General features: G+C 70.6%; 18 protein-coding genes and 5 pseudogenes. 10 read left to right on the plus strand and 13 right to left on the minus strand.

The features are described 5' to 3' along the window. Positions 1 to 448 (plus strand): annotated as a pseudogene (locus ABZZ04_RS29350) (DDE-type integrase/transposase/recombinase); the annotation flags it as partial. A 127-nt stretch (positions 449 to 575) separates the two neighbouring features. Here the strand turns inward: ABZZ04_RS29350 and ABZZ04_RS29355 are convergent. Next, positions 576 to 772: pseudogene (locus ABZZ04_RS29355) on the minus strand (IS701 family transposase); the annotation flags it as partial. 1,031 nt (positions 773 to 1,803) lie between these two features. Between ABZZ04_RS29355 and ABZZ04_RS29360 the strand changes: the two are divergent. The 4 genes from ABZZ04_RS29360 (at position 1,804) to ABZZ04_RS29375 (ending at position 4,974) form a co-directional block, all read left to right on the plus strand. After that, positions 1,804 to 2,298, plus strand: a complete 495-nt coding sequence (locus ABZZ04_RS29360) for a hypothetical protein (RefSeq protein ID WP_356935245.1) — start codon at positions 1,804 to 1,806, stop codon at positions 2,296 to 2,298. A gap of 39 nt (positions 2,299 to 2,337) precedes the next feature. After that, positions 2,338 to 3,099 (plus strand): thioredoxin domain-containing protein, encoded by a 762-nt coding sequence (locus ABZZ04_RS29365; protein WP_356935298.1) that lies wholly within the window; start codon positions 2,338 to 2,340, stop codon positions 3,097 to 3,099. Beyond that, entirely contained in the window at positions 3,096 to 3,959 is an 864-nt protein-coding gene (locus ABZZ04_RS29370) for a cytochrome c biogenesis CcdA family protein (protein ID WP_356935246.1), read from the plus strand. Before ABZZ04_RS29365 ends, ABZZ04_RS29370 begins: the two co-directional genes overlap by 4 nt. 625 nt (positions 3,960 to 4,584) lie before the next feature. Beyond that, complete coding sequence (locus ABZZ04_RS29375) at positions 4,585 to 4,974, plus strand: DUF393 domain-containing protein (RefSeq protein WP_356935247.1); 390 nt, start codon at positions 4,585 to 4,587, stop codon at positions 4,972 to 4,974. A gap of 308 nt (positions 4,975 to 5,282) precedes the next feature. Here the strand turns inward: ABZZ04_RS29375 and ABZZ04_RS29380 are convergent, their stop codons facing one another. Continuing rightward, positions 5,283 to 6,650, minus strand: coding sequence for an ISL3 family transposase (locus ABZZ04_RS29380; protein WP_356935248.1), 1,368 nt, complete (start codon positions 6,648 to 6,650; stop codon positions 5,283 to 5,285). Positions 6,651 to 6,948: 298 nt separating this feature from the next. On the opposite strand from ABZZ04_RS29380, the gene ABZZ04_RS29385 reads away from it, so the two are divergent. The 3 genes and pseudogenes from ABZZ04_RS29385 to ABZZ04_RS29395 all read left to right on the plus strand — a co-directional run. Beyond that, positions 6,949 to 8,166: a lipase family protein gene (locus ABZZ04_RS29385; RefSeq protein WP_356935249.1), complete on the plus strand. Its 1,218-nt coding sequence runs from the start codon at positions 6,949 to 6,951 to the stop codon at positions 8,164 to 8,166. 9 nt (positions 8,167 to 8,175) lie between these two features. Then, positions 8,176 to 8,367, plus strand: a pseudogene (locus tag ABZZ04_RS29390) (transposase family protein); the annotation flags it as partial. A gap of 155 nt (positions 8,368 to 8,522) precedes the next feature. After that, positions 8,523 to 8,705, plus strand: a pseudogene (locus ABZZ04_RS29395) (IS1380 family transposase); the annotation flags it as partial. A 259-nt stretch (positions 8,706 to 8,964) separates the two neighbouring features. On the opposite strand, the gene ABZZ04_RS29400 reads toward ABZZ04_RS29395, so the two are convergent. The 7 genes from ABZZ04_RS29400 to ABZZ04_RS29430 all read right to left on the minus strand — a co-directional run bounded on the left by ABZZ04_RS29400 (position 8,965) and on the right by ABZZ04_RS29430 (position 17,417). After that, positions 8,965 to 9,480: a carbamoyltransferase C-terminal domain-containing protein gene (locus tag ABZZ04_RS29400; protein WP_356935299.1), complete on the minus strand. Its 516-nt coding sequence runs from the start codon at positions 9,478 to 9,480 to the stop codon at positions 8,965 to 8,967. Then, on the minus strand, positions 9,369 to 10,022 hold the full coding sequence (locus ABZZ04_RS29405) for a carbamoyltransferase N-terminal domain-containing protein (RefSeq protein WP_356935250.1): 654 nt from the start codon (positions 10,020 to 10,022) through the stop codon (positions 9,369 to 9,371). Before ABZZ04_RS29405 ends, ABZZ04_RS29400 begins: the two co-directional genes overlap by 112 nt. 593 nt (positions 10,023 to 10,615) lie before the next feature. Further along, entirely contained in the window at positions 10,616 to 13,177 is a 2,562-nt protein-coding gene (locus tag ABZZ04_RS29410; RefSeq protein WP_356935251.1) for an FtsX-like permease family protein, read from the minus strand. An 87-nt stretch (positions 13,178 to 13,264) separates the two neighbouring features. Then, positions 13,265 to 14,071 carry an ABC transporter ATP-binding protein gene (locus tag ABZZ04_RS29415; RefSeq protein WP_356935252.1) on the minus strand — a complete coding sequence of 269 codons (807 nt, stop codon included), beginning with the start codon at positions 14,069 to 14,071 and terminating at the stop codon, positions 13,265 to 13,267. 321 nt (positions 14,072 to 14,392) lie between these two features. After that, the gene (locus ABZZ04_RS29420; protein ID WP_356935253.1) at positions 14,393 to 15,067 is read right to left on the minus strand and encodes a response regulator transcription factor; all 675 of its coding nucleotides are present in this window, start codon (positions 15,065 to 15,067) and stop codon (positions 14,393 to 14,395) included. Then, positions 15,064 to 16,767 (minus strand): histidine kinase, encoded by a 1,704-nt coding sequence (locus ABZZ04_RS29425; RefSeq protein ID WP_356935254.1) that lies wholly within the window; start codon positions 16,765 to 16,767, stop codon positions 15,064 to 15,066. Before ABZZ04_RS29425 ends, ABZZ04_RS29420 begins: the two co-directional genes overlap by 4 nt. Positions 16,768 to 16,913: 146 nt before the next feature. Next, the gene (locus tag ABZZ04_RS29430) at positions 16,914 to 17,417 is read right to left on the minus strand and encodes a hypothetical protein (protein ID WP_356935302.1); all 504 of its coding nucleotides are present in this window, start codon (positions 17,415 to 17,417) and stop codon (positions 16,914 to 16,916) included. On the opposite strand from ABZZ04_RS29430, the pseudogene ABZZ04_RS29435 reads away from it, so the two are divergent. Continuing rightward, a pseudogene (locus ABZZ04_RS29435) lies at positions 17,362 to 17,493 on the plus strand (DNA-binding response regulator); the annotation flags it as partial. The gene ABZZ04_RS29430 and the pseudogene ABZZ04_RS29435 sit on opposite strands and share 56 nt — an antisense overlap. A gap of 106 nt (positions 17,494 to 17,599) precedes the next feature. On the opposite strand, the gene ABZZ04_RS29440 reads toward ABZZ04_RS29435, so the two are convergent. Together ABZZ04_RS29440 and ABZZ04_RS29445 are read right to left on the minus strand one after the other, a co-directional pair. Further along, the gene (locus ABZZ04_RS29440; RefSeq protein WP_356935255.1) at positions 17,600 to 17,908 is read right to left on the minus strand and encodes a hypothetical protein; all 309 of its coding nucleotides are present in this window, start codon (positions 17,906 to 17,908) and stop codon (positions 17,600 to 17,602) included. 732 nt (positions 17,909 to 18,640) lie between these two features. Further along, positions 18,641 to 20,899 (minus strand): NACHT domain-containing protein, encoded by a 2,259-nt coding sequence (locus ABZZ04_RS29445; protein ID WP_356935256.1) that lies wholly within the window; start codon positions 20,897 to 20,899, stop codon positions 18,641 to 18,643. A 255-nt stretch (positions 20,900 to 21,154) separates the two neighbouring features. Here ABZZ04_RS29445 and ABZZ04_RS29450 point away from each other — a divergent pair, with 255 nt between their 5' ends. Then, positions 21,155 to 21,376 carry a hypothetical protein gene (locus ABZZ04_RS29450; RefSeq protein WP_356935257.1) on the plus strand — a complete coding sequence of 74 codons (222 nt, stop codon included), beginning with the start codon at positions 21,155 to 21,157 and terminating at the stop codon, positions 21,374 to 21,376. Positions 21,377 to 21,549: 173 nt separating this feature from the next. Here the strand turns inward: ABZZ04_RS29450 and ABZZ04_RS29455 are convergent, their stop codons facing one another. Then, on the minus strand, positions 21,550 to 22,818 hold the full coding sequence (locus tag ABZZ04_RS29455; RefSeq protein ID WP_356935258.1) for a cytochrome P450: 1,269 nt from the start codon (positions 22,816 to 22,818) through the stop codon (positions 21,550 to 21,552). A gap of 104 nt (positions 22,819 to 22,922) precedes the next feature. Then, positions 22,923 to 24,221: an MFS transporter gene (locus ABZZ04_RS29460; protein ID WP_356935259.1), complete on the minus strand. Its 1,299-nt coding sequence runs from the start codon at positions 24,219 to 24,221 to the stop codon at positions 22,923 to 22,925.

Genomic DNA, 24,221 nt, shown 5'->3' on the forward strand with positions numbered 1-24,221 from the left:
CTGTACTTCCGCTTCCCGCTGTCGTTCCGTGGGGTGGAGGAGCTGATGCTCCAGCGCGATGTGATCGTCCCCCACGAGACGGTCCGCCGCTGGTGCATGAAGTTCGGGCAGGCCCATGCGAACGGACTGCGCAGCCGCCGGCCGTGGCCGGGGGGAATGGCATCCGGACGAGGTGTCCGTGAAGATCAACGGGTAGCGGAAGTACCTGTGGCGGGCCGTCGACGTTGACGGCACCGTGCTCGACACCCTGGTCCGGGGCCGAAGGGGCAAGGCCGCGACCAGGCGCTTCTTCCGCAGCGTCGGCGCAGCCCAGCGGTTCCCGGCCGCGTTCAGCGGTATCTCACCCCACTTCCGGCCCCGCCGACACCTGATGACCGCAACCCACTACCGCATCCGCCTCACCATCCGGAACCAGGCCACCGGCATCACCCTGCCCACCACGGCCTGAGCACAGCACCGGAACCCGGCCCCACCACACCCGGTACACCATCAGACACTCACACACCCAACAACGTGACAACCCCCTGTTGCGGGGTAGGGGCGGTTGCAGGTGGTGCAGGTGCCGGTCCAGCCCTTCAGCAGGTTCTGGAGAACGTCCAGGACCTGGTGGAGGGTCGGGCCGTCGTGTGGACTTTCGGGTCGAGCCACCTGATGGGAGGAATGCCTGGGCGGCGGTGACGAGGGTGGTGTGGTGGTGCCAGCCGCGCCAGGTGCGGTCCTCGAAGTGGTCCAGGCCGAGGCCGTGTCTGAGCTCGCGGTAGTTGTGTTCGATTGCAGGAGTTCCACGAACCGCGAGCGGACATCGAGGAGACAGCGATTCGCCACCCATGCGCATGGGGAGGGCGCTCTTCTTCACGGTGCGGGTTCCTCTTCTGTGCTGTGCCTGGTGAACCGGATGCGGCACCACCGGGGCCAGCGGCAGGCCGATCGGCCCGTGCACGGGGGCCTTCCGGACCGTTTCCTCCCGCCGGTCCGCCGTCGGGCCGGTATCCCGTCCTCGGACGCCGCGCCTCGCTCCCACGTCGAAGTGTCCTCGGTTGAGGAAGAGGCGATTTCACCTCTTCCCGCACTCCCTCCCGTCCGGTCGCCTGTCCCCGCTCTCCTACGAGCCGCTCGGGTGCCCGGGTGCCCGGGTGCCCGGGTGCTCGGGTGCTCGGGTGCTCGGGTGCTCGGGTGCTCGGGTGCTCGGGGCGAGCCTGTCGGGCTGTCCCGACGGGGCCGTCGACGGCGCGTGCGAAACGGGCCCTGGAGGGCGCGGCTCATCGTCGCGGAGGCTCGGGTCCGCCCGGGTGGGAATTCCGCACGGGCTGAGGCGGGTGCCGGATCGTGTGCCCTAGAGTGGCCGTACCACTGAACGGGCGTGGGGGCGATGATGAGGCGGGCGAGCGCATACGGGCCGGTGCACACCGGCTTTCGCGCTGTTCTGTCCCTGCTCGTGGCCGTCGTCGCCCTGCTGTGCGTGTTCGGCCACGTGCAGCGTGACGGTTCGCTCCTCCGGACATCTGCCGCGGAGTTCGCCCACCCCTCCTCCTCTCTCGAAGCGCCGTCCGGAACATCTGCGCCGTGCGGCAAGAAGGCCGTCGCCGATCAGACCCCGCAGCGGGCCGAGAACACTTCGCAGGTATCCGACTGCTCCGGTTGCCCGACGTCCCGGGCCGGAGCGGTGGCGTTCCATGCGCCGTGCCCCGGCACGTACTCGGCGGGCCCCGCCCCGCCGCCTCCCCCATCGCTCCACTCCGTTCTGCGGATTTAGACCGGCCCGTTGGTCGTGTCCCTGAATCCTCCAGAACGGAGTCATCTCACATGTCCTCTTCCCCGCGCTCATGGAGCCGGGCCGGTGCGGCACTGCGTGGTTGGCGGACCCGGCAGTGGACGGTGGCGGGCCTCGGTGCCCTGGCCACCGCGGTCCTGGTCGGCACGCCCACCGACGTGGTGCCCAACCCCCTCTTCGGCCGGTCCGTCCCCGTGCAGTGGTGGAACTACCCCGCCCTCGTCGTCACGGCGGCACTGGCGGGCATCGTCCTGAGCACCTACGTGCGGCAGCCTTCCCCGCCCAAGACGGCACCGGCCCGCGACGGCAGTCGTCTGGGAGCGGCCGGCGGCGTGCTGTCCTTCTTCGCCGTCGGCTGCCCGGTGTGCAACAAGCTCGTTCTCGTGCTTCTCGGCGCCTCCGGCGCCATGAGCTATTGGGCCCCCCTGCAGCCCCTGCTGGCGGTCCTTTCCGTGGGCCTGCTGGCGGAGGCCGCACTGCGCCGCCTGTCCCTCCAGGCCGTGTGCCCGGTCACGGCTTCCGCCTGATCCGCGGCCCGGTTCTGCTCCTTTCCTTCTTCCTCACGTCTGAGGTGCGCCACCCCTTCATCCACCCCTTCTTCCGCCCGCCGTCCCCGCAGGCGGACCGCTGTGACGGCCGCGGCGCTCGTCGCCGCCGCGGCGCTCGCCGGACTCGCCTTCGCGCTGGATGGCTCGGCCCCCGGCGACAAGCCGGAGACCAGGTCCCCAGTCGCCACCGGACCGGCCGACCCGGTACCCGCCGACGAGAGCCTGCTCGCCCTTGCGCGCCGTGCCCCCGGCGACGCCCTGGCCGTCGGACCGGCCGACGCCCCGGTCGTGATGATCGAGTACTCCGACTTCCAATGCCCCTTCTGCGGTCGATTCGCCCGCGAGACCGAACCCGAACTGCTGCGCTCCTACGTGGACAAGGGGGTGCTGCGTATCGAGTGGCGCAACTTCCCCGTCTTCGGCGAGGAGTCCGAGCGGGCCGCGCTGGCCGGATGGGCCGCCGGACGCCAGAAGAAGTTCTGGGAGTTCCACGAGGTCGCCTACAGCAGGCCACGTGAACGCAACAAAGGCGAGTTCTCCGCGGAGAAACTCGTCGCGATGGCTCGGCAGGCAGGCATCCCCGACATCGAGAGGTTCCGGTCGGACATGGCATCCGACGCGGCCCGCGCCGCCGTGCGCAAGGATCAGGAAGAGGGCTACGGCCTCGGTGTGAGCAGCACCCCGGCGTTCCTGATCAACGGAAAGCCGGTCCTCGGGGCCCAGCCCACGGACACGTTCGAGGAAGCCGTCGAAGCGGCGGCCGAGGCGGCGGGACGGTGAGCGAGGTCGGTCTGGCGGTGGCCTTCCTCGGTGGGCTGCTCGCGCTCCTCAGTCCGTGCAGCGCGCTGTTGTTGCCGGCCTTCTTCGCGTACTCCTTCACCAGCCGGACGAGACTGCTGGCCCGTACCGGCCTGTTCTACATCGGTCTGTGCGCGACGCTCGTGCCGCTCGGCGTAGCCGGTTCCTTCGCCAGCCGGCTGTTCTACGGCCATCGGGACACCCTGGTGACGGTCGGCGGGTGGGCCGTCATCGTTCTGGGCGCGGCCCAGATCGCCGGGTTGGGGTTCGGCTCCCGGCGCATGGCGCAGGCGGCCGGTGCACGCCGTTCCGGATCGGCGTTGTCCGTGTTCGTCTTGGGCGCCGTCTACGGCCTGGCCGGCTTCTGCGCGGGGCCGATTCTCGGCGGCATTCTCACCGTGGCGGCAGTGGGTGGTGATCCGGTCCACGGTGGGATGCTGCTCGCCGTGTACGCGCTGGGAATGGCGTTGCCGATGTTCGTTCTGGCCTTGCTGTGGGACCGGTTCGACCTGGGCCGCAAGCGTTGGCTGCGCGGCCGGTCCCTCCGGGTGGGGCGGGTCTCCCTGCACAGCACCTCGGTCATCGGCGGGTTGGTGTTCGTCGCGCTCGGCACGGCCTTCCTGATGTTCGACGGGACGTCCGCACTGCCGTCGGTGATCAGCACCGACACTGAGTTCGCCCTGGAGGAGCGCCTGTCGGCCGTCGGAGCCGCCGTGTCCGACCGGATCGTGCTCCTGTTCCTGGCGGTTCTGGTCGCGCTGGCAGGGCTGCTGGCGCTGTTCCGCCCGACGGGGAAACGGACGGCGCGGTCCTCACCCCGGGAGCCGTCGAAGCACGGGTGACGCGCTCGGTCCCGTGCCAGTCGAACGGAGAGGGCGGAAAACCGGCGCACCGGCCCCGCCTTCTCCTCGACCCGGTTGTTGCGCGGAGTCGTGCCGGGGGCGTTGTCGGGGCGGCGGCCGGGGAGTTTGCGGCCGTTGTGTCCGACCGTGCCGCGGGTGCGGGGCGAGGCATGGGACGGGAAGCATGGGTGGCCGGAGAAGCCGTGCTCTTCTCCCCGGCCCGGCCCTCCCGGCGGCCGTAGCGGCCTCGCTCGGGCGATCACGTCGACGAGCACGAAGGCCGCCACGCCCCGCAGGACGAACGCGAAGATCTGTTGGAGAGTTCGTCCGGTGATCTTCGAGGCGAGTCTCTTGCCGTCCCAGCCGGCGAGGATAGCGAACCTGGTGAAGGGGGCGATCACTTCCTGGCGCAAGTCCCCGCCCGTACGGGTCCACGCGGTCGGTGCGCCCGCCACCGAGGGCACCGGGAGCGAGACCGATGACGGCCCCGGCGACCGGAACGAGGATCGGGGTGGCTCTGCTCACGAGAGACGGTTCTGGCGCAGCTTCCGTGCTCGATGACGCTCTGTGGCCTGTATCCGTCGGTGAAGCGGCCACTCTGCGGTAGGCGCGGCATGATGTGGTCATGCGGAATCGGCCTGTACTCGTTTTTGATGGGGATTGCGGTTTTTGCACTACTTCGGTGAGGTTCGCTGAGCGACGTCTACAGCCTCGTTGCGAGACCATTGCTTGGCAGTTCGCGGACTTGGAAGCTCTTGGTGTCGCCTCAACACGAGCCGAGCATGAAGTTTTGTGGGTGACTCCCAGCGGCGTTGTGTATGGAGGCGCCCAGGCTGTTGCGAAGGTGCTGTTGAGCGCAGGCGGTGGGTGGGCGCTGGCGGGTGCGTTGCTCATGCTGCCTCCCATGCGGTGGGCTGCCCATGGTGTGTACCGACTTGTCGCGAACAATCGTCACCGCATGCCAGGAGGTACCGCGGCATGCGCTCTGCCCAACCGTCGAGCGGCTGGGCTGTAGCCGAACTTCCCGGCACCGTCAGGACGGCAGGACACGTTTGCGGAGCAGGGCGAAACCTGCGCGGCCGAACATCTGGCGCTTGAGCATCTTGATCCGGTCGGCATGGCCTTCGACTGCGCCAGAGCTCCAGGGCAAGGTGAGTCCGGCGATGACGGCGTCGCGATCGCGGTCGATGCCGGCCGCGAGGGTTATGAAGGCTGGGGAGGTCGTCGCTGCGGACGGCGTCGAGCCGTTGCGGGAGACGGTGGCCTTGGCGCTCGGTGAGCATTTCGGCGAAGGACCGGACGTGGCCGGTGAGGGCTTCGAGTTCAGGGCAGTCGGCCAGGACTTCCTTCAGTCGGAAGTGTTCGGTGTCGGTGAGGGTCTCTGGCCGGCTGAGAATCCGCCGGGTGACAGCGCGAGGTGTTGGCGGCTGGGCGGGGTGAAGTGCGCTTCTTCCTGATGTAGGCGCTGACGATGCCGTAGCTGCCGGTGCAGCCGAGCGGGATGATCTCCTCCCACAGCTTCCAGGCGTTCGTGCATCCCTCATCCCAGCGTTTGTCGAGGTAGGGCTTGTACTCGTCAACGGCCGTGGCTCGGTTGAACTGGTACTGGCCGGTGAAGAGGTCTTCCGGTCCGGCGGCGTCAGCCAGGCTCTTGACGGTTCGGTGTGTCATATGGAGCTGACGACCGATGGAACGGCGGCTGTGGCCTGCTTCGAGCATTGCGCGGACGGTGGCGTGTCTGGCCCGGATGCGGTTGGCGGACCGGTCACTCTTCCACGGTGAGGCCGGGGTCTCCCCGGACAGCACAGGCTCGTCCGCCTCCTCCTTCCCGACCGATTCGGGCAGGAGGACGCGCAGACACTGGCGATGGCGGGCGACAGCACGCTCGGCGGCATCACCGAGGTTGTTCCACAGGTGCCACCGGTCAGCGACCTGGATGGCTCGTGGCGCCCCGGCCCTGGCGCCTTCCGCGAAGAACGGCGCACGATCGCGGCAGACGACCTCAATCCCGGGACGGGCGGCGAGCCACCCGGCCACGCTGGACGCCTCCCGGTCGGGCAGCAGGTCCACCGGTCGTCGGGGCTCGGCGTCGACCAACACGGTGCCGTACGCATGGCCCCTGCGGGTGGCGTACTCATCGACGCCGACCACCCGAGGAGACGGGACATCCGGCTCGGGCAGGACCTTGACCAGGCGCAGGACCGTGCTCCGGCTGACGGACACGCCCAGAACCGCGGACAGTCGGGCATCGGCCCGGCCCGCCAGGGCGAGACCTACCGAAGCGAGCGTGGAGCGCAGCCGCTCGGCGCGCCGGCCGTGCTTCCGGGTCAAGCCGGGTATCTGCTCGACGAAGGTCCGCCGCGGACACACCCTGTCCGGACACCGGAAGCGCCGGACGCGCAGGCGGAGTACGACTCTTCGCCCGCCACTCGGGACATCGGCGGGAAACCTCAGGCAGGAGCTGTGAACCCGAGCCGACCAGATGCCGCACTGCGGGCAGGCGGCGCCCCGCGAAGTGCTGTGCGCGTCAACACGGACTATCGCGATATCGACGTCCACTGACAACACCGCGACGTCCGCGACCGGCGGGAACAACAGCTCCTGCAACCGGGGCACGACTTCTCTCACGGGCGAGACTGTCAGCCCCACCGCGACGATCATGATCTGTTTTCGGTCTGTTTCTCGCGCCATCCGGCAGCCGCCAACCGTCGCTCGGAGTCGCCCTTACACGGAAGTTGAGCCAGAACCGCCGTATGGTTCCAGGGAGCCACACGGAGTATCGGCTTGGCGAGATCGCTCACGGGTGGTCGTCGTGAACTGCGTTGGCGAAGCGGGGCGTTGCAGACCTCGGATCGGGCGTCGGGCGAACACCGACCGGGATCGGCCGGGCGATCGACCGGCACCCGCACGCGTCACCACATGTCCTCATTCTCGTTATCCGTCTCGTCCAGTTCATTGATCATCCCGATTCTCCGACCGAGGGGCTTTCATGCAGAGTTGTCATGTTCCGCGCCGTCGGGTGGTGGCAGCGCTCGCCGCCACCTGCGCGGCGTTCACCGTCCCCGTGCCGTCCGGCGAGGCGGCCGCCACGGGGCCGATTCCCGAGGTCCGGCAGGTGCGTCTGCCGGACTCCAACGGTGACGTGATCAGTGCCGAACCGGGGGTCTTCCATCTGGACCCGCTCAAGGCGGTGAAGGTCGACGCGAACGTGCAGCGCATCATGTACCGCACGACCGACCGCACGGGCAGGCCCATCGCGGTCACCGGCACCGTACTGGTCCCGAACAAGGCGCATGCCGCGCCGCGCCCGATCGTCGGCTTCGCCCCGGGCACCCAGGGCCTGGCCGACAAGTGCGCCCCCTCGCGCCAGCTGGCCGAGGGGACGGAGTACGAGGCGCTGCCGCTCAAGGGGCTCCTCGACGAGGGCTACGCCGTGGTGGTGACGGACTACCAGGGCCTCGGCACTCCGGGTGTGCACACCTACATGGACCGTGAGGCGCAGGGCCGGGCCGTCCTGGACTCCGTCCGCGCCGCCCAGCGTCTGGACGCCGCGGGCCTCCCGGCTGCCGGACCGGTCGCGCTCTACGGCTACTCCCAGGGCGGCGGCGCATCCGCGTCGGCTGCCGAACTCGCCCCCGCCTACGCACCCGAGCTGAAGATCCGGGGTGCGGTCGTCGGCGCACCGCCGGCGGACATGAACAAGGTCGCCGAGAGCATGGACGGCTCGCCCTACGGGGCGTTCTTCAACTACGCCCTGTCCGGCCTGTCCGCCTCCTACGACATCGACACCGGCCCTTACCTCAACGCCCACGGCAGGCGCGTGACGGACGACCTGCGCGACAACCTGTGCACGACACAGGCACTGGCCAGGTACCCGTTCCTGAACTCGCGTTTCCTCACCGCCGACGGACGCCCGCTGACCGAACGCCTCAAGCGCGCCCCCTGGGACACGATCGTGGCCGACCAGCAGCTGGGCAGGCGCACACCCGCCGTCCCCGTCCTGCTCTCCCACAGCGCCCTGGACGACGTGGTGCCCCAGCAGGTCGGCAGGACCCTTGCGGCCGACTGGTGCCGCAGGGGTACGACGGTGAAGTTCTCCGGCAACTACGTTCCCGGCCACATCGCCGCGACCGCGGCGACCAGCTCGGAAGGACGGCCCTGGCTCGCGGACCGCTTCGCCGGCCGCAGCGCACCGAGCACCTGCTGAACGCCGCCCCGGCACCGCCTGGTCTTCGCCGACCGGCTGACGGCCACACTGATTCACCTGCGACACGATCTTCCGCGCTCAGTGCTCGGGCCGCTCTTCGGCGTCGACCGTTCCACGATCACTCGCGCGGTCGGCGAAACACGCGCCCTGCCGGCCGAGCGGGGATGTGCGGTCCCCGACCGTCCCGGCCTGCGGCTGCGGCTGCGGCTGCGGCTGCGGCTGCGGCTGCGGACCCTGATCGCCGACCTCGCCTCCGACCACAACACCATCGGCTGACACAAGCCCCGGCTCAGGCACCTCAGCCCTGTCCCAATCACGCACCAGCCCGTGATCACCAACGAATCAGAGGCGTCCGTGCGCCATGACGGAAGCCGCGGGCCGTCCACGATCCCGGGAAGGCTCTCCTGGACATTGCACCGGCGGTCGCGTCGGGCGGGGACCGCACGGTCGATGTCGGCATGCTGCGGGCTGAGCCGGCCCTGTTCGGGCCGGTCGCCTCCGACCCGACGGTCTCCCGCCTCATCGACGCCCTCGCCGCCTCTGGAGGAAGCACTGCCGGCGAGCCGTGCCTCGCAATGCCCCGGCGTGTGTTCCGGAGATGACCGGGATCAACACCCGCCGGCCGGTCAGCCGGGCTCGCGGGCACCTGGCGGCCGAGCACCGGGAGCGGGTCGGCGTCGTCGACCACCGGCGCCTGCCGATGGTGTCCCTGGGCGCGGCGCGCACCAGAATCCGGCGGTGCTGGAGGGCCGGGACGTCTGCCTGTCGTCGGCTGTATCGGTATCAGGTCGAGCGTGCTCAGCAGGGCGGGACCTCGGCCGGGGACGTGCGTGTGCAGAGCTTTCCCTCGGACCAGATGTAGCGGGTGCCGCCCCACTCGGCCGCGGAGGCCACGTCCGGGAAGAATCCCCTGCCGTTGTGGTTGGCGCTGGTGTTGCACAGCACCGGAACTCCGCTGAGTTCCTCGTAGGCGCTGAGGATGCGTGCGGCGGCGGTGTGCTGGGACGGGTCGATGGTCTGCAGCCGTGCGGTGCCGTCCAGGTGGACGACGGCGGGGATGCGGTCGGCCCGGCCGGGCCGCAGGCGGTGCTCGAAGAGCATGTACGGGTCGCGGGTGCCCGGGGTGAAGACCTTCGGCGCGTGCGGGGTGAGGCAGACCGGCGCCACCGGGCGGTATCCGGCCCGGCCCTTGAGACGGTCCTTCATGGCCGGATCGGTGGCCGGGGCCAGGACGCTGCGGTTGCCCAGCGCGCGCGGACCGAGCTCGGCCCGGCCGGACAGTACGACGACCGGTTCCCCTTCGGTGTGCAGCAGCTGCGCCAACTGCCTTTCGTCACAGGGTTTTCCTGCCATCCCTGGGGAATTCCGCCCACTGCGATCCGGGGTCCGCTGTAGACGTCCCACTCCAGTGCCGGGTGACCGCTCACGCGGAACATCTCGCAGGTGGCGGTGCCGATCGCTGCGCCCGAGTCGTTCGGGAACGGCGCGATCCAGATGTCGTCGAACAGGCTGCTGGCCCGCAGCATGCTGTTCCGCTTGATATTGAGTGCGCATCCTCCCCCGATCACCAGGTTGGGCCGCGCGCAGGAGGCAGGGCGGCCCGTACTGGTGGGGCTGAACAGCCCACGCCGCAGCACGGTGGACAGCCGGTGCAGCAGAAGGTCTCCGAGGTACGCCTGGAACGTGGCGATGAGGTCCGCGTCCGACAGCCCGGGAAGCAGTTCGTCGCGGTTGACAGCGATCTTCTTCCCGAAGAGCTCCGCTTTGTCGGGTGACGTGGCCGGGAAGGCGTCGGTGATTCCGTCGAAGATCGGGTGGGCGGACTTCTCGACCCGGCCGAGCGCGGCATAGGCCATCGCCGTGCCTGCGACCGACAGGTTTTGATGCCGCAGATCAACATCGTCCTGTCATGCCTCTCCGCTCGATGCGACGCACATCGCACGCTCCGCACGATGTCGTTCTTCTGTTCAGGTACGGATGCCGAGGACACGGCATCGAGGGCCGGGCGGCGCCGGGGCCGGTCCCGCTCGCTCCGCACGGGCGGTGTCGTCCAGGGCGACGGCCTCGGCCGGTGGGTGAGTGGGTGCGCGGAGGTGCGGGCGGGAGCAGCTGGTGCAGCGGCGGCCGGGGAAATCGATGGAGACCTGCCGAGACGGCGAGGCCGTCCTGCCGGAGACTACTCGGTCGATCAGCCGTTGCCGCCCAGCAACTCTCCGACGTCGAGTCGCAGGGCCTCGTCGAGCCTCTCCCCTGCCGCTCGTCGCGACGGATCGGGCGGCTGGGACGCGGGGCCGCCCGAAAGGGGCCCGTCCGTGATGGACGGGCCCCTTCGCCACGCTGTCTCGCACAGGCGCGGGTGCGGCGATGCCGGCCGCGGCCTCGTCTCCGGTGAGTACCTCCTCTTCACGTACGAAGCGGGCGTCGTGTGGCGCTGTCGAGTGGCTCGGGGTCAGGATTCGGCGACGGCCTCCAAGGGGCTGCGGCCGGCGGCTCGGCGGGCCGGGAGGGCTGCGGCGAGAATGCCGACCGCGAGGGAGAGCGCACCGGTTGCGAGGAGGGTTCCCCAGGGGAGGGTGAACTCGTACTGCTCGATGGAGCCGTTGGCGAGGGAGCCGATGGCCCAGGCCCCGAAGGTTCCGCTCACCACACCGAGGATGGTGCCGAAGGCGGAGACGGTGAGGGCCTCGAGGCGGATCATCGTGCGGATACCGGCGTGGTGCATGCCGATGGCGCGCAGGGTGCCGATCTCGCGGGTGCGGTCGGTGATGGACATGGCGAGGGTGTTGGCGATGCCGAGGGCGGAGATGGCGCCGCCGAGGAAGAGCAGGCCGTACATCAGGTTGATGACGATGCTCATGACACCGGACGCCTCGGCGACGAACTCGTCGCGGCTCTGGACAGTGAGAAGGGGGTTCTTGCCGGTGGCGTCGAGGAGCTTGGCCTCGGAGACGCCGTTCTTGTCGGTGGCGACGAGGACCCGGGTGAAGTACTGGCTGTTCTCGTCCAGGTGCTGGATTTCCGCGCGGTCGCCGATGGCCGGGCCGGCGGCGGGGTTGTCGCGGTAGACGCCGATGACGGTATAGGTCCGGATGCCGTCGCGGCCGAAGCCGGGGGTGGTATCGGCCTGGGAGCCGGCCTTGAGGTGGTGTTCGCGGGCGGTGGTCTCGGAGACGGCGACGGCACCGGCTTTGAGGCCCTTGAGGGAGCCGGAGACGAAGTCGAGCTTCATCACGTTGTCGAGACCGGCGGGATCGACACCGGTGACGCTCAGATTGTCGCCGCCGAGGAGGATCTGCCCATCGGCGATGGCGCTCGCGGTGCGCACGCCCGGGGTGTCGGCGATCCTACGGGCGGTGGCCCGGTCGATGCCGGTCATCTGGTCGGCGGTGATCAGGTGGTCGGCGGTGAGGCCGGCGGCGGCCTGGCGGTCGAGGGCCCGGGCGCTGGAGTGGGCGATGATGGCGAGGCCGGCGACGAGGGCGGTGCTGACGACGACGGCGGAGGCGGTGGCAGCGGTGCGGCGCGGGTCGCGCAGGGCGTTCTCGCGGGAGAGCCGGCCGACGACGCCGAAGCGAGTGGTGAGCTTGCCACCGGCCCGGATCATGGGGACCGCCAGGATCGGGGCCAGCATCAACAGGCCGACGATCAGGCCGAACGCGCCGAACACGGCGTTCTGGAGGTTCTCGTCGGAGGCGTCCTCGGCTCCCGAGAGGGAGATCAGCAGGGCGACGCCACCGAAGGCGAGGAGTCCGCCCGCGACTGCCCGGTAGCGGGAGGCGGTGGCGGACGGTGGCCGGTGGACGGCCCGCAGCGCCTCGACCGGAGCGATCCTGGACGCCTTGCGGGAGGGCAGCCAGGCGGAGAGCACGGTGAGGCCGACGCCGACGAGGAGCGCGGCGGCGATGGGCGTGGCCCCGATCACGAGGGGCCCGGTGGGAGCGGCGTTCCCGTCGATGGTCATCAAGTGGGGCATCGCGACGGCGAGACCGAGGCCGAGGACGAAGCCGAGGGCTGAGGAGAACAGGCCGACCAGACCGGCCTCGATCAGCAGGGAGCGGATCACCTGGCGGCGGGAGGCGCCGACGGCACGCAGCAGGGCGATCTCCCGGCTGCGGCGGGCCACCAGCATGGTGAAGGTGTTGACGATCAGGAACGAGCCGATGAAGAGGGCGACGAGGGCGTAGATCAGGGCGACCTTCTCGTTGCCGCGGACCAGGACGCTGACGTAGCGGTCCTGTTGGGCGACGAGGTCGCTCGCGGTGGCGATCTCGGCCCGGTCGGCGCCGAGCGTGTCGGTGACGCGCTCGGCCAGGTCGAAGTCACCGGTGCCGGGCTTGGCCGTCAGGTCGATGGACGAGTAGGCGCCGGACTGCCCGAACATGTCGCGGGCGGTGGCCCTGTCGAAGAGAACGAGGGTGCCGGAGCCGGAGCTGACACGGGTGTCCTCGGTGGTGACGATGCCGACCAGCCGCTTGTGCATGACGGGGCCGTTGGTGGCGAGGGTGATCCTGTCACCGATCTTGTGCTTGCCGCGGGCGGCGGTACCGGTGTCCAGGGCGATCTCGTCGCCGGTGCGCGGTGCGTGGCCCTGGGCGATCGGGAAGCGGGGGTCCTTGTCGCCGGGGCCGGGGATCCAGGCGTCGGCCCGGTTGCCGCCGCGCTTCGCGCTGCGCATCGGGTTGCCGTCGGCCGTGTTCAGTACGGCGGAGCCGGAGATCGAGGGCCGGACGCTGTCGACGCCGCTGATACCGGCGAGCTCGGCGACGGTCGCGTCGTCGAGCACCGGGGGTCGGCCCCCGGGCGCGGGCTCCCCGGGCTCGAGGGGCTTGGGGCTGACGCGGACGGAGAGGTCGGCGAGGTTCTCGGAGGCGGCGGCACGACTGGCAGCGGTGGAGGTCTCGCCGAAGACCAGGGTGCCGCTGACGAAGGCGACGCCGAGGCAGACCGCAAGCACGGTCATGACCAAGTGGGCTTTGTGCGCGAGGACATTGCGCAGGGCTGTTTTCAGCATGAGTGTGTGTCCGGGGCGTGAGAGGGCGGAAGGAGAGTGCGGCGCGAGCGGAATCAGGGGGGTGGGAGCACCTGTGGGGCGGCCCGGTCAGCTGGTACGGCCCCGGGCGTCAAATTCCTTCATGCGGTCCAGGACCCGGTCCGGGCTGGGCTGCCGCATCTCGTCCACGAGTCGGCCGTCGGCGAGGAAGACGACCCGGTCCGCGTAGCCGGCGGCCACCGGGTCGTGCGTCACCATCACCACCGTCTGTCCGAGTTGCCGCACCGATTCCCGCAGGAAGCCCAGGACCTCGGCACCGGCCCGGGAGTCGAGGTTTCCGGTGGGCTCGTCGCCGAAGACGATCGCGGGCCGGGCGGCCAGGGCCCGGGCCACGGCCACGCGTTGCTGCTGGCCGCCGGAGAGCCGGCCGGGGCGGTGATCGAGGCGATCGGACAGGCCCACCATGTTCACGACCGTCTCCAGCCACTGCCGATCGACCTTGCGGCCGGCGATGTCCGCGGGGAGGGTGATGTTCTCCACCGCCGTCAGGGTGGGCAACAGGTTGAACGCCTGGAAGATGAACCCGATCCGGTCCCGGCGCAGTTCGGTGAGCTGCCGGTCGTTCAGGCGGCTCAGCTCGGTGCTGCCTATCCGCACCGAACCCGAGGACGCCGGGTCCAGGCCGGCGACGCAGTGCATCAGGGTCGACTTGCCCGAGCCCGAGGGGCCCATGATCGCGGTGAACCCGCCCTCTTCGAAGGAGATACTCACCCGGTCCAGGGCGACGACTTGTGTGTCCCCGCTGCCGTACACCTTCGACAGGTCGGATGTGCTCGCGGCGAAAGGGGCCGCCGGCCGGCGCGGGGCGGAGGAGCCCGCGTACGGGGCGTGGTGGGGGAAGGACCTCGGCGACATGGGCACACTCCGGCACAGGGGTGAGAAGAAGGCGGCCGGGTGGGCCCGAGGCCTCCCCTGTCGGGGGAGATCGCTTGGCATTCGGGGCACCGGCCGGGGACGCTTACCATCGTCACCCTGCCTGACCTGCGAAAACATCGTCCTCAGGCGGTGGCTTTCCCTCTGTCGCCGGACAGAGGCGATCAAGAGGGGTGGCGGTCCGTTTCCTCCTCCAGGACGACTCGCGTCTCTGTCGAAGGATGGAGTCCCTCCCGGCGCGCCGGAACGTCCGGGAAGGGACGGATGACTCGGGGAGCGCCCGAGGGCAGTGTGAAAGCCTGATCAGTGGACGAGACCGGTGCGGTGAGCGAGAACTGCCGCCTGGACGCGGCTGCCGGTGTCGGTCTTGGCGAAGATGGCGACCACATGGGTTTTGACGGTGCCGATGGTGATGTGGAGCCGGCCGGCGATCTCCTGGTTCGACAAGCCCTCACCGATGAGTTTCAGGACTTCGCGTTCCCGGCCGGTCAGGCGAGCAATGCGTTCGTCGGTGGGGCCGGGAGCCGCCGCCTGGTGCACACCGCTCAGCATACGGGCGACGACGGTGCCGGTGACCTGCGGGGACAGTACGGAGTCCCCGGCCGCCGCCGCACGGACCGCTCGGATCAGCTCCTCGGGCCCCTCGTCCTTGAGGAGGAATCCGGCCGCGCCGTCGCGCAACGCGGTCAGCACGTTGTCGTCGGTGCCGAAGGTGGTCAGCATCAGCACCCGTGGTGCCGGATCCAGGGCCAGCAATGGGGCGACGGCGGCGAGCCCGCCGTGAACGGGCATGTAGATGTCGAGGAGGACGACATCGGGGCGGTGGGAGGCCGCCTCCGTCACGGCCTGGCGGCCGTCGGCGGCTTCTCCCACGACCTCGATGCCGTCGGCGTGGGAGAGGATCATCCGCACGGCGGCCCGGATCATCGTCTCGTCGTCGGCGAGCAGGACACGGATCGGGGCGGTCGGGGTGGTCATGGGCTCTCCCAGAGGACGGGCTCGCGCACCGTGGGAACGGTGAAGGGGTCGATGGCGATCAACCGCTGATGGGTGTCGAAGCAGTAGCGGACCAGCGGGAGGGTGTCGGTCGGCCGGTCGTCGGGGCGTGGGCCGAAGGCGTAGAGGCAGCCGGCCGCTGCGGCGGGCCGGGCGGGCTCCCGGCCCGCCGCGGCGGCACGCGCACCCTGGGAGTCTCCGGGCCCCGTGGCGTGGAACCTCTCCAGCGTCATGCCGATCCCGGGCTGCTCCGGAGGGGCCTGTGGGCCTTTCGGGGAGTAGGAGAACCCGATCCCCGCAAGGATCAGCGCCGTCACCGCGGCAAGTCCCCCGCCGAGCACGAGGGCGTGGACCGCCCGAGTGCGGCGGGGCTCGGCTGGTTCCGGGACCGGGCCGCACGAGGAGCACGCCGGATGGGCCCCGGCGCACGGAGAGGCACCGGATCGGGTCATGGCCGGTGAGGGGACGGGTCGCAGCGGAAGGTCCGCGGCGAGGCGGAATCCGCCGTCGGCCGACGGCCCGGCGGTGAAGGAGCCGTTCAGCAGCCCGACACGTTCGCGCAGTGCGGGCAGGCCCCGTCCGGTGCCCACTCCCTCGGTGAGCGCCCCCGGCGACAACGCGGTGTTGTGGACGGCGACCCTCACGGTGTCCTCGTCACGGCAGACCTCGACGGTGACCCCGGCGCCGGCCGCGTAGCGGTGCACGTTGGTCAGGGACTCGCGCACCACACGGTGCACCGCCCGCCGAACCGGCACCGGCACGTCCGTCAGGTCCGGCCCCGTCCACTCCAGGGCGATGTCGACCCCACCCGCGTGGGACTGGGCGACCAGTTCCCCGATGTCGGCCCGGGTGCCGATCTCCTCGGTCAACGCGGCCCCGGTCTGCGTGTTCACTCCCAGCGGGTCGAGGACGCCCAGTGCCTGCCGAAGCTCGCGCAGCGCGTCCTTGATGGTGCTCCGCACAACGGTGGCGTCCGGTCGCAGGGCGGGCGCGTCCTTGGACAGCGCGAGTTCCAGGCCGCCCACGTGCAGGGAGGCCAGGCTGAGCCGGTGGCCGACCAGATCGTGCATCTCGGCGGCGATCCGGGAACGCTCCTGGGTCCGGGCCTCGCTGTCGGCCGCGGCCCGGGCTCGTTCGGCGGCATCCGCGCGGGCCCGCAGGGCCTCCAGCAGCCGGTCCGCCTGGCCGAAGACCGTGCCCACCAGGCCCGGCACCACCACCGCGGCCACCGACAGGAGCAGGCCCAGGGCGACCGCGTAGGTCGCACGGGCCGGGCCCGTCCACGAGGCGATCGAGGACACCGTCGCCGTCACGACCGGCGCCACCGTGGCCAGGGCCCACAACCAGGCGCGGCGCCTGCCGGGGGGCAGCAGCCGGGAAACGGTGTAGAGGGCTGCGGCGGTGACCGGTCCCAGGAACGGCAGCAGGCCCACCGACGCGGTCAACGCCACGAGGACGACCACAGGGTGGCGGCGGCGCAGCGGATAGAGCACGGCGGCGACGGGAACTGCCACCGCCTGGACACCCGGGTGCGGAAGCTGCCACTGGACTCCGGCGACAAGGCAGAGCAGACCGGTCGCGGCCGCGGCGGCGATCCCCTCCGATCCCGCACCGGCCCATCTGGGCAGACGGGCTGAGACGCCGCGTGGAACGACGTGCAGGACGCGGCTGAGCAGGGACATGACCCCAGTATCGGCACACCCCGGGGCATGGGCGTGAACCTGCGGAATGATTCCCTCTCCACCGAAAGACAGACCCCACCGGCCCGCGGCCCCTCCGACGGGCGACCCGCCGGGTCCAGAGGCCGGGCTGAATCCTCTTGACGGACTCACCGCCCGTGCAACGGCGGAGCACGGTGTGCAGCATGCCGTCGTGATGGCCAAGGGCCAGTGCCCGTACCGGCCCTCGCCGTCCGGCACCACGGCAGCCGCAGCTCCTTGCAGGCGCACGCGGGCAGCACGAGGGACTGTCGTGCACCAGTTCGTCCTTCAAGGAGAGCACCACCCGGGTGAGACTCTGCGGGAGGGTCGGTCCGCGCCAGGACATCCTTCACGTCGTCGGCCGTCGCGAGCAGCAGGGCCGTTCGCTTCAGGTCGTCGGTCACCGCCCACACCACCCACCCGGCGTAGAAGCTCAGTACGGGCGCCACCTTCTGGCCGCCGAGCTCGAATCCGTGGACGATGTCGACGTTGTTGAAGAGGGCGGGCTTGGCGTCCTCGGTCGGGGCTGCGGGGGCCGCAATGTGCTGCAGGCGGCGGCCGTCGAGTCCCTGGACGTCGAGGCCGGCCGAGATCCTGCGCGCCGTCCGCCTGGTGGCCGAGGGCTCGGCCATGCTCCATCCGGCCGCCGCACGACGCCTCATCGACCGCCACCACTCCACCGCCCGCCCCGGTGCAGGCACCGCCGCCAGCCGCGCGGTCTGCCGGGCGAACGCAGTCCAGCATGGTGGCGGGCAGAGCAAGCCGAGCAGCGGCGGGAACAGCAGCGCTGCAGACACCTCGCGTTGCTGTGCCGTCAAGTCCGGGGGACGAGTCCTCCGTTCACGGCGCGGAGGAAGAGCCGCTGGTACCACTGGTTGGCGTCCGGTCCGGGGTCGGTGGCCAGGACGGGGCTGGGGCCGGTCTCGATGAGGTGCAGGAGCGTCCGGGCGACGCCGCAGCAGTCGTCGAGGCCGAAGCAGGCGACGAGCGCACGGGTTTCCTCTCCCGTGACCGGCTTCGGAATCGCTTCGATCTGCTCGACGCGCCTGTCGATCTCTTCTTCGCTCGCGTCCCGGTCAAGGAGCGGGCCGTCGGCGACGAATGCCTGGACTTGAGGTCTCACGTGCGAACAGTCGGTGACCGTCGCCCTCCCCGGCAAGTCACGGGTGCGTCCGGCGCCGGCAGCCGTCGGCCATCGCGCAGCGGGCACCGGGGCGGGGCGGCGGCAGGCGGTCGACCGCCCCGCCCCGGCGCCCCGGCCCGACACCGGCACGGGGCCGCGGCGAGAACCAACCACACACCCGGACACGGGCGTTACGACCCGGCACAGGCAGGTCGGCCAGAACAGCCAGGCACAGCAGCGGGCACGGCAGGGCGGCGGGGCCCGGCGGCACGACGTGGGGCGGACATCAGCGGACAAGCCGAGCGGCGACACAGGGCGGCGTGGGTGGTCGACGGGCGGCGGCACAGCAACGGGCCGGGCCGGGCCGCGGGGGCGGTGAGACCGGAAGGACGATCGACAGCCCTGGCCCCGGCGTTCTCGGGCGGGCAGACGTTGCAAACCAGACCGACGAGGCGGGCCGCCCCCGGGACGGGACCGGCAGCCTGCGCTGCGGACCGCACGCACGCCACGGCCACCTCTGCCGGCCGTACAAGCCCTGCACCAACCAGCCCAACGCCCGCACCCCCGGCTCGCCCTGGGCCGCCAACGCGCCGGCAAGGCCGTCATCGGCCATTGGCAGCTCCGCCTCGGGCCGTACGTCTGCGCTGGCCGGCAGCAGCTCCCGCCGCACGGCGGGGCACGCCTGCTCCCCACTCCCGTCCTTCCTCGAGGACGTCTCGGGGCGTGGTCGGTTCAGGGACGAGGTGGAGGGGACGGCCGGGCGGCAAGGTGGTCCTGGAGTTCGCGGTGGCGGAACTGCCAGGCGGTACCTGCCACACGCAAAATTCCTGCCTGATAACAGCTGTCGAGGAAATGCCCCAACCGCCAGGGCAGGGACCGCCTGGTGTTCAGAAGGAGCGCAAGGTACCGCAATGCCGCAGAGCCGCCTCTGATCGGTACAACGAAAGCGATGAGACTGAGAAGAATCCCGAAAGATAGTTGAGCCAGAACAGAATGAACGAGGCCAAGACCATACGACATTTCCACCGGCCCGAAAATTTCCGCCACGGGATCGAATGCGAACCCTGCATAAAGCGCCGATGCGACCAGGATCACGAACGCGGGCGCGGCTCCCGCAGCGAAGTCTTTGCGGACCAGGCTGAGCGGACCAGAGGAAGTCGCCTGTTCCTTGCCCACAAGTCCAAGCATGAAGCCCGAAGCGGCTCCGAACAGGAGCGCACAGAAGCCGCCAAGAAATAGATCGTAGGGATGAAAAACCGTTTCGACCGACTCGGCATGGATGGTTTCGGTGCGCGACAGCACAGTCCCGCCCCAAATCACAAAACCGAATACGATGCCAAGCACGGAGCCTAATACAGCACCCCACCACCCGTCCCAGGTACGCAGACGGCGGAAGTCGACCCGTTCCGGATGCGGCCATGCCTGGCGACAGATCAGCAGAAAGATCAGAAAGAGAAGCGAGTAAGGTCGGCTATTGCGGCCGAACCCTGGATTTCCCATCCAGTAGAGGGGGACTGCGACGGAGATGGCCACCAGTATTTGTTCGGTCCAGCGCACTCGGTAGGGGCCCGCGAGAGGCCAGAGGTCGTGGAGGATGAGGTCGGTGCTGCTCAGGGTGCGGCCCGCCACCGAGCGCGGGGCTTCGCCGCCGGCTCCAGCGTTGCTGTTGAGATAGCGGGCGAGAACCGCCAGGTGGTGCCAGGTGGTATCGGGGAGGAACTGCTTGCGTCTGTTGCGGGGGGTGGATTCAGAAATGTCGTCGTCGGCCTCATGACGGGATGCGGCTACCGCAGATCCGACATAGCGGTCGAGGAGATATTCGTAGAGGCGTCCGTGGACTGCCAGGGTGAGCAGACCGGCCGGGTTCCGCCGGTATTGGCCGGTGGGGCCGCGTTCTTCGAAGACGGTGGCGGCCAGGGTCAGGCGCCAGGGTGTGTCCAACGTCCTGGCAAGCAGAACATCGGCGGGCTGCGCGGGGTTGGTGGAGCCGGCCGTGGCCACCGCGGTGAGGGCGCTGAGTACGGGCTGCCAGCGGGCCCGTCCCTGTTCGGTGGAACCGACGCGCCGGCGAAGGTACTGGCAGGCACGGGCCGCATCCACCCGGGCAAGGGCCACCTGGGCGACGACTCCGGGTTCGACTCCCGCGCCCACCAGCGCCTGGTAGGCGGCATGGCGGCAGGTCAGAATGACGGGGCAGTGGGTGTCGCCGTGCCCGAAGCGCTCGATGGCGCGCAGGAGCTCGGAAGCCCGTGAGTTGTAGCCGGGAGCCGGATCGGAGGCCATCTCGTCCAGGCCGTCGATAACAGGAAGGACGAGGTTGGCGGCAACGATGGAAGAGGCCTCACGGGCGGAGATTCGGTAGGTGTCGGTGAGGTGGGTACGGAGCCAGGCCCGGATGCCGCTCCCCGGCCAGGAGGCAGCGCTGAGGCGGACCGGCACGGGGTCCTGCGCGGTGCGGTCTTTGGCCAGACCCAAAAGCAGGGCCAGGGCAAGAACGGTTTTACCCGTACCCGCGTCACCACCGACCTGCCCATCCGGCCGGAACTCGGGTGTGCCGGTGATAACCATCCGTCCCGGCCGCAGAGCCTTGTAGTAGGTGGTGATCTCTTCCAGAGTTCCCTGAGGCCGGGCGCCGTTCACATTGCTGACGGTCGCGGTGAACGTGAGATCGATCCGGCTGTCCGGAACGGCAGCTCCACTCCCCAGTAGCTGCCGGTACTGCACGCCCTCGGCCTGCACCACATCCCGCGCGAGCTCTCCAGCGATCACCGAGGGGGTCCGCTGGCCGCGCAGAGCATCCGCGGCCAGCCACAAGGCCCACCCACCCACCACGGCGCTGACCAGACCAGCCAGGAAGGACAGCAGTCCCGCAATGTCGGGGGCGCTCTTCGCCCGGCCCACTTCGTGCACAGACCACCACAGTCCGGACGAACACAAGGTCACACTGAGCACCACCGCCAGGATCTTCCCAGCACGTCCCCTGATTCGCATGTGCCAATACTGCCCCATCGGCCGGCCAACGCACCGACCAGGAAGGGAGGTTGACGCTCCTTGCCGCAACAGAAGAACAGCGGCCTGCGAGCGTGACCGGCTCCTGCGGGGCAACGGCCCCGCTGCCGGCAGAGCGGTGCATCGCTGGAATCGTTCCGGCTGGGCCAGGAACACGACGGCCTCCAGGGGGAAGCACAGAGGCCGAGTGCAGAGCTCCACGGCCTGAACCTTTCGGTCCCGCTCCGTGCCACGGGGATGCCACCGAGCCACCTCGGCGCCCGGCTCGCGGCCACCCCGAGCCACCTGCGCCGCGAGCACGATGTGGCCGACGCGTCCGTCCGGCCCGTACAGGCCGGCCTCTGTGATCAGCAGCGCCCCACCAGCCTGCTCGTCCTCGGTCTCGACCGGTCGCGGTGCGCGATCGACTCGGTGAACACACGGGTGATGAAGGGGAGCTGGCGGGTCCGGATCCTGTAGGCCGGGGCAGGAAAGGCTCGAAGGTCCATTTGCAGACGCCCCCGTGCCCCACGCGGCGGTGGATCCGGTTCGTTCCGGATGGGCCGGAGAAGTCCGGACGGCCGGAGTGCGGAACCCGGACGGCGCGGCGCGCCGTCCGGGTGGCTCTTCGCCGTTCGTGCCGTGGGGTGCCGTCAGTCCGTACGCAGGGGCAGTTCGACGAGACCGCGCACCGAGCCGGCGCGGCGGCGCAGTTGCTCGGCGGGGACGGCGAGGCGCAGTCGTGGGAAGCGGCGCAGGGCGGTGGCGAGGACGATTTCGACCTCCAGCGCGGCCAGTCGCGCCCCGACGCAGTAGTGCAGGCCGTGGCCGAAGCCGAGCTGGCGTGTGGTGTCCGGACGGGTGAGGTCGAAGCGGTCGGGGTCGGCCCAGTGGTCGGGGTCCCGGTTGGCGGCCGCGACGCCGACGATCACGTAGGAGCCCTTGGGGACGGTCGTGCCGCCGATCTCGATGTCGTCCAGGGCGTAGCGGCTCAGTCCGGGGGTGACCGGGCCGTCGTACCGGATGGCTTCCTCGACGGCTCGTGGCAGCAGTGAGGGGTCGGCGCGGAGCGCGTCGAGCTGGTCCGGGTGCTGGAGCAGGGCGAGCAGTGTGTTGCCGATCAGCTGGGCCGACGGTTCGTAGCCTCCGAAGAGCAGCAGCCCGACCATGCTGACGAGTTCGTCGTCGGTGAGCGGGCTGCCGTCGGCGGGCGTGGTGATCAGTTCGCTGAGCAGGTCCGGTCCCGGCGTCGCGCGGCGTTCGGCGACGAGTGCGCGGACGTAGGCGTCGAAGGCGTCCAGGGCGGCGACCGTGCGGAGGGCTGCCTCGTCGTCGCTCTGGAAGCCGCCGAGGACGCTCGCAGCGGTGCGGAAGAGGTCGGCGTCGGAGTCCGGTACGCCCAGCAACTCGCAGATCACGGTGACGGGCAGCCGGTTGGCGACCGCTTCGACGAGGTCGAAGCGGGGGAGGCCCTCGACCGCGTCGAAGAGTTCGTCCGCGCCGCGCTCGATGCGCGGGCGCAGGCCGTCGACGCGTCTGGCGCCGAAGGCGCGCACGACGAGTTTGCGCAGCCGGTCGTGGTCCGGTGGGTCGAGGTTGGCCATGGCACGCCCCAGGAGACGGCTGGTGCGCAGGGTGACCTGCCAGCGGGGCGGCAGGGGCTCGGGCGGCAGGGACTGCTGGAGGCCGCGGGCGAGTTCGTTGCTGAGCCGGGGGTCGGCGAGCGCCGCGACCACGTCGTCGTAGCGGGTGACGAGCCAGCGTTCGGCGCCGCTGGGCATGCGGACGAGGTGTACGGGTCCTTCGGCGCGGAGTTTGTCCAGGACGGGGAAGGGGTTCTGGGCGAAGTCGGCGTCGAGTGCGTGGACGGGGTCGGCCGTTCCCGCGAGGTGCGGGCAGCCGTGCTGTTCCGGTGGTGTCATGGGGTTCCTCGATGTGTGCGGGGCGGGCGGCGGAGCCGGGCGTGAGGGCCGGGGCGGGGTTCGGTGGCCGTGGGAGGACGGGGAGGGGTGGTGGGGGGCGTCGGTCAGGGGCCGGGCACGGGTCCGTCGGAATGTGCCGGGCCGGTGGCGGTGGCGGGGTCGCCCGCGGCGGCCGGTGCGGGCGGGCGGCGGCCCCGTACGGCCCCCCGTACGAAGAAGGCGCCCGCGAGGACCTGGAGGACCGCGAGGACCGTGAAGACCGTGCTCGCGGAGAGTGATTCCGCGGCTGTTCCCGCGCCGACGAGCCCCAGTGTGCCTCCGGTGAGGCCGGCGGCGGCGATCACCGTGAGGGTGGCCGAGCGCAGGGGCGCCGGGATGCGAGTGGTGCGGACTGCGATCATCGGGGCGTTGGACAGACCGTTGAGGAGGCCGGCGACCGCGAGGACGGCTGTCAGTCCGGCGGGCCCCAGCGGCAGCGGCAGCACGGCGAAGGCCGCGGTCTGGCCGAGCCGGCCGCAGACCGCCAGCCGGGTGGCCGAGACCCGTTTCAGTGCCCGGCCGACGAGCAGGGTCCCGAGCAGTGCGCCCCCACCGAACGCGCCGAGCAGCACCCCGGCGAGTGCGGAGGACCCGCCGTAGTGGAGCAGGGCGAGGACGGGCAGCATCGCGAACAGGGCCTGCCACGTCGTCTCGCCGAGGATCTGTGCGATCGTCCAGTCGCCGAGCAGCTTGTCCTTCCACAGGATGCGCAGGGCGTCGTGCAGTCGGTGCCGGGCCCGGCCGACCGACAGGACGGTGCCCCGCGGCAGGCCGTGCCGGAGCAGGAGGGCCGATGCCATGTAGCTTGCCGCGTCCAGGCACAGCACTGTCGACGCTCCGAGCCAGGCGATGAGCAGCCCGGCGACGGGGGGTCCGAGAAGGACGGTGAAGCGGGTGGCGCCCTGGAGTGTCGCGTTGGCCCGGCTGAGCCGGGTCTCGTCGTCGCCGACGAGGCTCGGGAGCAGGGTCTGCTGGCTCGCGGTGTAGGGGGCGTAGAAGGCCCCGATCGCGAACAGCAGCAGCATGAACAAGGGCAGCGGCAGCAGGTCCATGTGGTGCAGGAGTGGTACGAGGGCGACCAGGGGGCCGCGGGTGAAGTCGGCGACGAGCATCACCCTGCGGGGCCCCAGGCGACCGGCCAGGGAGGCTCCCATGACGCCGAAGACGGCGACGGCGATCATCTGGGCCGCCATCACGATGCCCATGGCCCTGGACGAGTTCGTGGTCTCCAGGACGAACCAGGGCATCGCGATGGCGCTGAACTGGGAGCCCGTCATGGACAGGACCTCGGCGGCCAGCACCGTGCGCAGCACGCGACGGGGCGCCGGCCGGGGCGTTCCGGTGTTCGCCGGGGGTGGCACCAT

Origin of the sequence: Streptomyces sp. NPDC006435 (assembly GCF_040612315.1) — a bacterium.
Taxonomy (GTDB): domain Bacteria; phylum Actinomycetota; class Actinomycetes; order Streptomycetales; family Streptomycetaceae; genus Streptomyces.